This is a genomic window from Novosphingobium sp. 63-713 (assembly GCF_001898925.1).
In the GTDB taxonomy this organism is placed as follows: Bacteria; Pseudomonadota; Alphaproteobacteria; order Sphingomonadales; family Sphingomonadaceae; genus Novosphingobium.
The window spans coordinates 1-2085 of the sequence record NZ_MKVS01000041.1; the positions used below are offsets into that span (position 1 = coordinate 1).

Consider the following 2085-nt stretch of genomic DNA (forward strand, 5'->3'; position numbering starts at 1 on the left):
AGGAGCTGACCCAGCTGAAGATGGGCAAGATCATCCGCGAGAAATTCCCTGACCTCAGCGAAGATGACCAGGAAGCGGTTCGTCAGCACGCGATTGCCGCCCTGACACTGACCCAGCAGGCCAAAGCCGCCATAGTGGGAGATGTGGTGGATGATGAGTTTACAGGCAGCACAGCCTTCATCGACGGCGTGCGCAAATTTGCGCTGAGCGTCACTGACCTCGACATCGACCTGATCGACCGGGTCAATCCGTTTGATGCGACCTATGCCGTGCTGGCCAAGGCGATGGACGAAAAGACCCTGATTCAGGTGCAGGCGATCATCAATGCCAAGAAAGAGAAGCTGACCTACGAGGACGCAAGAATGCTGGCCGAACGGGCACTGGAGTTCAAGCGCGAGCGGGGACGCCTGCCCTCTTTGACTTCGCAGGACGCCTGGGAGCGCAAAATGGCTGAAGGCATCGCCTTCCTGCAACGTCATGCGGCAAAGGCGGCGGCTGATGGCTGAGCTGAGCGATCTTGAACTGCTGGCCGAACTGGGCGTAGAGACCGCAGCGGAACCCAAGCGAGCCTTGACCCCGCTTCAAGAACGGATCATTGCCGGTTTTGAGGATATTCAGCGCTTTGCGGCCGAGCATGGGCATTTGCCTCGGCATGGCGATGACCGTGACATTTTCGAACGCCTCTATGCTGTTCGGCTTGACCGCCTGCGCGCCCTGCCCGAAGCACGCGAGTTGTTGGCAAGCCTCGATCAGGATGGCCTGCTCGATGGCAATGGCCCAGCAGCCGTGGCGCCCCAGGAATTGGGCGACGATGCCCTGCTGGCGGAACTTGGCATTGCTCCCGGAGCACCTGACGACATCACCCAGTTGCGTCATGTCGCGCCCCGTGCAGAAAAGCGTGCAGCCGAAGACATCGCCAATCGCGAAAAGTGCGAGGATTTCGAGACCTTCAAGCCGCAAATCGAACGGGTACAAGCCGATCTGGCCAAAGGCGCGCGCGAGGCCAAGGCAGTCGATCAAACAGAGGTCACGCTCGAGGAGGTTCGGCCCGGCAATTTCTTCATCGTGGCTGGGCAGATGGCCCTGATCGCGGATACCTCTGACGCCTTCGTGACGGAGTATGAGCGCAAGGATCGGCGTGTGCGCGTCATCTACGACAATGGCACAGAGGCGACCATGCTGGCCCGGTCATTCCAGAAGGCGCTCTATCGCGATGAGACCGCGCGCCGCATCACCGCCTTGAGCGCTGGGCCCCTTTTTGGCGATGTGGCCGAGCCTGACGATTTGGCGAGCGGCACGATCTATGTTTTGCGCAGCAAGTCGGCCCACCCGTATGTCGCCGAGCACCGGGAACTGATCCACAAGATCGGCGTGACCGGCCAGAGCGTTGCCCATCGTGTGGCCAATGCGCGCAATGACCCGACCTTCCTGCTGGCTGATGTCGAGGTTGTCGCCGAATACCAGCTCTTCAACATAAACCGCAGCAAAATGGAGGGCCTAATCCATAAAGCGTTGGCGGCGGCCCGGCTTGACCTGGCTGCCGGTGATCGCTTCGGCCGGACCGTCCAGCCGCGCGAATGGTTCCTGATCCCGTTCCAGGCGATCGACGACCTGATCTCCCGGATCAGTGACGGAAGCGTGACACAGGTTCGGTATGATCCAATGGAGGCCAGGTTCGTCCCTGCCGAAACCTGACTTCCACCGGCTTGGGTTACGAGGCGTGGCGCGCAGGCTCGATGCAATGATAGAATCGTAGCGTTTCATCGAGACCAGCCATCGGACGCCGCTTGGCGGCGATGGTATGTGCCAGCGACGCCAGCTTCCTGGCTTCACGCCCGAGGATGCTGCGGGTTTTGAAGAAATGGCTGCCTCGTTCCTCATACTGTTTGATCTGGATCCGCTCAGCCATGGTAAGCTCGAGCATCACAGGCGATGCCATGGTTGCGACCGAGACTCGCTTGCGCAAAGCCTCATCCATCGAAGGCTCCAGAATGCCAAATTCGATGGGCCATGGCGCGACCAGAGGCTCTGGCTTGTCCTCTGGGGAAAAGGCGGTCGAGACCACGCAGCGCAACTCGCCAAAGC

Annotated in this window: 2 protein-coding genes and 1 pseudogene; 2 read left to right on the forward strand and 1 reads right to left on the reverse strand. The window is 60.3% G+C overall.

The genetic code is table 11. The features are described from left to right. Window positions 1-506, forward strand: a pseudogene (locus BGP00_RS16670) (DEAD/DEAH box helicase); the annotation flags it as partial. Further along, a complete protein-coding gene (locus BGP00_RS16675) occupies window positions 499-1695 on the forward strand; it encodes a GIY-YIG nuclease family protein (RefSeq protein ID WP_292925790.1) in 1197 nt (398 codons plus the stop codon). The pseudogene BGP00_RS16670 and the gene BGP00_RS16675, both read left to right, overlap by 8 nt. A 16-nt stretch (window positions 1696-1711) precedes the next feature. Here BGP00_RS16675 and BGP00_RS16680 read toward each other — a convergent pair. Beyond that, window positions 1712-2085 (reverse strand): hypothetical protein (locus BGP00_RS16680; RefSeq protein ID WP_292925791.1); only part of this gene is annotated, 374 nt, incomplete at its 5' end.